We start from the raw sequence: 6,000 nt of genomic DNA on the forward strand, positions 1-6,000 counted from the left end.
TCGCGATCTCCGGCCGAATTTCGCCGCCGAAACGCCGCCTCCGCCTGCGTGAATTCGCTACAATGTCAGGCTGCTGCGCTTTCCGGCGTCGTGCCTGCCTGCGCGCGGTCCATCCACCGCGCCCGCCCCGCCCGTTGAAAGCCTGACCCTCTTTTCACTACTGCCGAATCATCATGTCGCTCTTCTCTGCTGTCCAGCTTGCTCCCCGCGACCCGATCCTGGGCCTGAACGAAGCCTTCAACGCCGATGCGCGTCCGACCAAGGTCAACCTCGGCGTCGGTGTGTATACGAACGAAGAAGGCAAGATTCCGCTGCTGCGCGCGGTTCGTGAAGCAGAGAAGGTGCGTGTCGAGGCCGGCCTGCCGCGCGGCTACCTGCCGATCGACGGCATCGCCGCCTACGATGCGGCCGTGCAGAAGCTGTTGCTCGGCAACGACTCGCCGCTGATCGCGGCCGGTCGCGTGGTCACGGCCCAGGCACTGGGCGGCACCGGCGCACTGAAGATCGGCGCCGATTTCCTGCGCACCGTGAACCCGAACGCGAAGGTCGCGATCAGCGATCCGAGCTGGGAAAACCACCGCGCGCTGTTCGAAGCAGCCGGCTTCGAAGTCGTTGCGTACCCGTATTACGACGCTGCCACCAACGGTGTGAACTTCGAAGGCATGCTGTCGGCACTGAACGGCTACGCAGCAGGTACGGTCGTCGTGCTGCACGCGTGCTGCCATAACCCGACCGGCGTGGACCTGACCGAAGCGCAATGGCAACAGGTCGTCGACGTCGTGAAGGCACGCAACCTCGTGCCGTTCCTCGACATGGCCTACCAGGGTTTCGGCGAAAGCATCGAGGCCGATGCCGCTGCCGTGCGCCTGTTTGCCGCGGCTGACCTGAACGCATTCGTGTCGTCGTCGTTCTCGAAGTCGTTCTCGCTGTACGGCGAGCGCGTCGGCGCACTGTCGATCATCACGTCGAGCAAGGAAGAAGCGACGCGCGTGCTGTCGCAACTGAAGCGCGTGATCCGCACGAACTACTCGAACCCGCCGACCCATGGCGGCGCCGTGGTCGCAGCGGTGCTCGCATCGCCGGAACTGCACGCTTCGTGGGTACAGGAACTCGGTGAAATGCGCGATCGCATCCGCGCAATGCGCAATGGTCTCGTCGAGCGCCTGAAGGCAAGCGGCGTCGATCGCGATTTCAGCTTCATCAACGAGCAGCGCGGGATGTTCTCGTATTCGGGCCTGACCTCGGCGCAAGTCGATCGCCTGCGCGACGAGTTCGGCATCTACGCAGTCGGCACGGGCCGGATCTGCGTCGCCGCACTGAATACGCGCAACCTCGACGCGGTCGCCAATGCGGTCGCAGCGGTCCTGAAGTAACACGGCTTGAGCAGGCGGCAGCCGTCATCGGCCCCGCCCTGCCAAAATGAAAAACGCGCTCCGTGGAGCGCGTTTTTTTATGCCTTTGACCGGCGGGCAGCGACCCTGCCCGCCCCCGCATCACTGCATGAACCAGCCGTGGCTGACGACGATCGACTGGCCCGTGAGCGCGGCGCTCGGGAAGGCCGACAGGAACAGCACCGTCTGCGCGACGTCCTGAACGGTCGTGAACACGCCGTCGACCGTATTGCCGAGCATCACCTTCTTCACCACTTCCTCTTCGCTGATCCCGAGCTCCTTCGCCTGCTCCGGAATCTGCTTGTCGACCAGCGGCGTGCGCACGAAGCCCGGACACACGACGTGCGAACGCACGTTGTGCTTCGCGCCTTCCTTCGCCAGCACGCGGGCCAGGCCGAGCAGGCCGTGCTTGGCCGTCACGTACGCCGACTTCAGCGGCGACGCTTCGTGCGAGTGCACCGAACCCATGTAGATCACGACACCGCCGCGATCGTCCTTGTACATGTGCTTCAGCGCGGCTTTGGTCGTCAGGAACGCGCCGTCGACGTGGATCGCCTGCATCTTCTTCCAGTCGGCGAACGAATAGTTCTCGATCGGGTTGACGATCTGGATGCCCGCGTTCGACACGAGGATGTCGACCGAGCCGAACGTTTCGGCCACCTTGTCGATCCCGCTGTTCACGGCTTCCTCGTTCGTCACGTCCATCGCGACGCCGATTGCCTTGCCGCCCGCCTTGACGATCTCGTCGGCGACCGCGTTCGCGCCGTCCTGGTTCAGGTCGGCGATCGCGACGGCCGCCCCCGCCTTCGCGAGCTCGAGTGCGATTTCCTTGCCGATGCCGCTCGCGGCGCCCGTGACGACTGCGGTCTTGCCGCTCAGATCTGCTGCCATGTCCGTCTCCTCCCGTTGTCGGATCGATAAAACACGCGCCCGCCGCATCCGCTACCGTCGCGCGATCGTGCTGGCGGGCCAGCCGTCATTGTGCACGATCGGCCCCGCCGTTCGCGCGCAGAACGTCTAAGCTTAAGGTCGGTTCCATCACGCAGGAGGTTCCGCATGCACTATCGACGGCTAGGCCGCTCCGGCCTGCAGATCAGCGAGCTTTCGCTCGGTTCGTGGGTGACGTACGGCAACCAGGTCGACCAGCGGGTCGCGCGTGAATGCCTGGCTGCGGCGCGCGACGCTGGCGTCAATTTCTTCGACAACGCCGAGGTCTACGCCGGCGGCAAGTCCGAGGAAATCATGGGCCACGCGCTCAAGACGCTCGACTGGCCGCGCATCAGCTACATCGTGTCCACGAAATTCTTCTGGGGGCTCGCCGAAGCGCCGAACCAGTATCACACGCTGAACCGGAAATACCTGCTGAACGCCATCGACGGCTCGCTGCGCCGGCTGCAACTCGACTATGTCGACCTCGTCTATTGCCATCGCCCCGACCCGAACACGCCGATCGAGGAAACCGTCTGGGCGATGAGCGACATGATCGTGCGCGGCAAGGCGCTGTACTGGGGCACGTCGGAATGGAGTGCCGACGAGATCCGTGCTGCATGCGAGATCGCCGAGCGGCATCACCTGCACAAGCCGGTCGTCGAGCAGCCGCAGTACAACCTGTTCCACCGCACGCGGGTCGAACAGGAATATGCGCGGCTCTACGAAGACTACGGTCTCGGCCTCACGACCTGGAGCCCGCTGGCATCGGGCCTGCTCACCGGCAAGTACCGTAACGGCGTGCCGCCCGGCAGCCGCGCACAGTTACAGGGTTACGACTGGATGCGCGACCGCCTGACCAATCCGGCCGCCAACGACATCGTCGAACGGCTCGGCACAATTGCAGCCGAGCTCGGCTGCAGCACTGCCCAACTCGCGATCGCGTGGGTACTCGCCAATCCGCGCGTGAGTTCGGTCATCACAGGCGCGTCGCGGGTCGAGCAGATCAGTGACAACATGCGCGCGCTCGACGTTGCCGCGAAGCTGACGCCGGATGTGAAACAACGCATCGAGGAGGTGGTCGGCGATGCGTACGAGTAAGGCGATGCGCGGCCACTCGCGTACAATAGCGGCCCGCATCGGCGCCCGGCCTGACGGCCGCGCACGATCGATCGCTTTCACCGATTCACCTTTCGTTTCAGGCAGCCCGCCATGCTCAGTTATCGTCACGGTTTTCACGCAGGCAACCACGCGGACGTGCTCAAGCACGCCGTCGTCGTCCAGCTGCTGCGCTACCTGAACAAGAAGGACAAGTCTTACTGGTACATCGACACGCATGCAGGCGCCGGGGTGTACTCGCTGCGCGACGGCTACGCGGCGAAGACGTCGGAATTCGACACCGGCATCGGCCGGCTGTGGAACGAAAAGAACCTGCCGGAGGTGCTGGGCGACTATGTGGATGAAGTACGCGCGCTGAACGACGACGGCGAACTGCGCTTCTACCCGGGTTCCCCGTACATCGCATGGCGATCGATGCGCGAGCAGGACCGCATGCGCCTGTTCGAAATGCACACGACAGAAATCGACGTGCTGCGCCACAATTTCCGCGATGCGGGCCGACGCGCGATGATTTTCGCCGGCGACGGCTTCGAAGGCATCAAGGCGTTGCTGCCGCCGCCGCCGCGACGCGCACTCGTGCTGATCGACCCGTCCTACGAGGACAAGAAGGATTACGCGCGCACGGTGGCATGCGTGACGGAGTGTCTGAAGCGTTTCGCGACGGGCTGCTATGCAGTCTGGTACCCGCAGGTGACCCGGACGGAATCGCAGCGTTTCCCCGAGCAGCTGAAGCGCCTGCAACCGAACAACTGGCTGCACCTGACACTGACGGTATCGAATCCGCCGACTGACGGGCTGGGTCTCTACGGCAGCGGGATGTTCATTCTGAATCCGCCGTATACGCTCGCCCAGAGCATGAACGAGGCACTGCCCTACCTGGTCGAGATGCTCGGACAGGATAGCGGCGCCCGCTGCCAGATCGAGCACCGCGGAAACTGATCGGGCAACCGGCCGTTACGGCTGAGGTCTCGGCGCGAGCCTCGGCTGGTTGGCCGGCTGCCCACCCCACGCGGGGACATTGATATACGGCGCGACGAACAGCGGAACCGACGTGTTCGGCGCCTGCCCGGCCGGAGCCCGCATCCCTGCCGGCTCGACGATCGGCTCGGAAGACAACGGTGCCGTTTGCAGCACCAACCCGCCCTTGCCGTCCTGGATACCGCGTTGCGTATCGAGAATCAGCGGCTTGGACGACGTCGCGGCAACAGCCGCGAGCCCGTGGACCAGCACCGCCGCGCCCAGAACGAGACGCGCGCGGGCACTTCGACGCACATCGAGACGCAAACGCATGATCGTGTCCTTCAGGATGAAAAGCAGGTGCATACCATAGCGCTGCACTGACGATTGCGCCAGATCCGGCGCACAAAAAAACAAAGCCCCGTCAAATACGGGGCTTGCTTATCGCTTGGTGCCACATGGCACCTGACGGTGACTCCGATTACAGCGAGTAGCCGTTGGTTTCGAGCGAGCGGATGCGGCTCTCGAGCTGGACGATGTCCGACGACGTGGCAAGGTAGGCCTCACGGCGTTCACGTTCTGCGGATTCGAACCAGTTGCTCAGCTTTTCGACGATGTAGGCGATCATGACATTCTCCAAGGAAGGGGGACCCCTAGTGAATCGGTGTTCAGGGATTTCCCGTATAGGGTTATCCCGAATTATAGCGATGCCGCACCAAGATGCTAGTGAAATACTTGCATGGAAACCATTCCCAATCGGAATGGCTGGCTACCGACATCACATAACCCGTTGATTTTTATGAAAATCGAGTCAAGGCGTGATTTGGACGTCGAGCGATTGCACTAATTTGGTTCACCGACGGGGTCGGACAAACGCGCCAAAATCGGGCATTCGGGCCGCCCGTCACCGTGACAGTGCGCGGCAAGATCGGCCAGTGTATCGCGCATGTCGCTCAGCTCGGCGATGCGCTTGTCGAGTTCGGCCACATGCTCGAGGGCAATCGACTTTACTTCGGCGCTCGCGCGGGAACGGTCTTGCCAGAGCATCAGCAGCTTGCGGATGTCCTCGACGAGAAAGCCAAGGCGTCGCGCCTGACGGATGAAGCGCAGGATATGGATCTCGTCTGCGCCGTAGATCCGGTAGCCGGCATCAGTTCGCTTGCTTGGCGCAAGCAGGCCGACCTGTTCGTAGTACCGGATCATCTTTGCGCTGACTCCGGATTCGCGCGACGCGTCGCCGATATTCATTCCGCCCTCTCCATCAAGCCCTTATTTCGAACATGAACGTCAACGTGTGCGATCTCCGACGACACGTCGATCGTATCAAATCGCGTAGTTTCGTTCCGGGGTAAGGATTGACGGCAGGATGGCGGCTGATTGATCTGGCGTGCGTGCCGTTGGTATGTGGAGGATGGTGTGCCCTTCTGTCATCCAGGAGGTGTGCTCGATACCAGGTGCGTCGCGCATTTCTGCCGCGCCAATGCAAAAACCCCCGCCTTTCGGGCGGGGGTTCTTGGCTTAGGGAGCCTGACGATTACCTACTTTCACACGGGAATCCGCACTATCATCGGCGTAGAGTCGTTTCACGGTCCTGTTCGGGATGGGA

The 6,000-nt window shown here is 62.9% G+C and carries 7 protein-coding genes; 3 read left to right on the forward strand and 4 right to left on the reverse strand.

The features are described from left to right. Nucleotides 1–173: 173 nt before the first annotated feature. Nucleotides 174–1,373 (forward strand): amino acid aminotransferase, encoded by a 1,200-nt coding sequence (locus CFB41_RS11735; RefSeq protein WP_089456533.1) that lies wholly within the window; start codon nucleotides 174–176, stop codon nucleotides 1,371–1,373. A 120-nt stretch (nucleotides 1,374–1,493) separates the two neighbouring features. On the opposite strand, the gene CFB41_RS11740 is transcribed toward CFB41_RS11735, so the two are convergent. After that, on the reverse strand, nucleotides 1,494–2,282 hold the full coding sequence (locus CFB41_RS11740; RefSeq protein WP_089440632.1) for a 3-hydroxybutyrate dehydrogenase: 789 nt from the start codon (nucleotides 2,280–2,282) through the stop codon (nucleotides 1,494–1,496). A gap of 165 nt (nucleotides 2,283–2,447) precedes the next feature. On the opposite strand from CFB41_RS11740, the gene CFB41_RS11745 reads away from it, so the two are divergent. Both CFB41_RS11745 and CFB41_RS11750 read left to right on the forward strand, forming a co-directional pair. Beyond that, nucleotides 2,448–3,419 (forward strand): aldo/keto reductase, encoded by a 972-nt coding sequence (locus CFB41_RS11745; protein ID WP_089456534.1) that lies wholly within the window; start codon nucleotides 2,448–2,450, stop codon nucleotides 3,417–3,419. Between the two features lie 111 nt (nucleotides 3,420–3,530). Beyond that, the gene (locus CFB41_RS11750) at nucleotides 3,531–4,376 is read left to right on the forward strand and encodes a 23S rRNA (adenine(2030)-N(6))-methyltransferase RlmJ (RefSeq protein WP_089456535.1); all 846 of its coding nucleotides are present in this window, start codon (nucleotides 3,531–3,533) and stop codon (nucleotides 4,374–4,376) included. Nucleotides 4,377–4,391: 15 nt separating this feature from the next. Here the strand turns inward: CFB41_RS11750 and CFB41_RS11755 are convergent, their stop codons facing one another. From CFB41_RS11755 to cueR, 3 genes are all read right to left on the reverse strand, one after another. Beyond that, nucleotides 4,392–4,727: a hypothetical protein gene (locus CFB41_RS11755; RefSeq protein ID WP_039339200.1), complete on the reverse strand. Its 336-nt coding sequence runs from the start codon at nucleotides 4,725–4,727 to the stop codon at nucleotides 4,392–4,394. A 148-nt stretch (nucleotides 4,728–4,875) separates the two neighbouring features. After that, nucleotides 4,876–5,022 carry a DUF3563 family protein gene (locus CFB41_RS11760; protein ID WP_006478295.1) on the reverse strand — a complete coding sequence of 49 codons (147 nt, stop codon included), beginning with the start codon at nucleotides 5,020–5,022 and terminating at the stop codon, nucleotides 4,876–4,878. Nucleotides 5,023–5,237: 215 nt separating this feature from the next. Beyond that, nucleotides 5,238–5,642 (reverse strand): Cu(I)-responsive transcriptional regulator, encoded by a 405-nt coding sequence (cueR, locus tag CFB41_RS11765; RefSeq protein WP_041493104.1) that lies wholly within the window; start codon nucleotides 5,640–5,642, stop codon nucleotides 5,238–5,240. Between the last annotated feature and the right edge of the window lie 358 nt (nucleotides 5,643–6,000).

The sequence above is a fragment of the Burkholderia sp. AU33803 genome, from assembly GCF_002223095.1.
Lineage (GTDB): Bacteria > Pseudomonadota > Gammaproteobacteria > Burkholderiales > Burkholderiaceae > Burkholderia.

Coding starts and splice junctions, on each gene's coding strand:
- CFB41_RS11735 (WP_089456533.1), top strand. CDS start 174: ATGTCGCTCTTCTCTGCTGTCCAGCTTGCTCCCCGCGACCCGATCCTG.
- CFB41_RS11745 (WP_089456534.1), top strand. CDS start 2,448: ATGCACTATCGACGGCTAGGCCGCTCCGGCCTGCAGATCAGCGAGCTT.
- CFB41_RS11755 (WP_039339200.1), bottom strand. CDS start 4,727: ATGCGTTTGCGTCTCGATGTGCGTCGAAGTGCCCGCGCGCGTCTCGTT.
- cueR (WP_041493104.1), bottom strand. CDS start 5,642: ATGAATATCGGCGACGCGTCGCGCGAATCCGGAGTCAGCGCAAAGATG.
- CFB41_RS11740 (WP_089440632.1), bottom strand. CDS start 2,282: ATGGCAGCAGATCTGAGCGGCAAGACCGCAGTCGTCACGGGCGCCGCG.
- CFB41_RS11760 (WP_006478295.1), bottom strand. CDS start 5,022: ATGATCGCCTACATCGTCGAAAAGCTGAGCAACTGGTTCGAATCCGCA.
- CFB41_RS11750 (WP_089456535.1), top strand. CDS start 3,531: ATGCTCAGTTATCGTCACGGTTTTCACGCAGGCAACCACGCGGACGTG.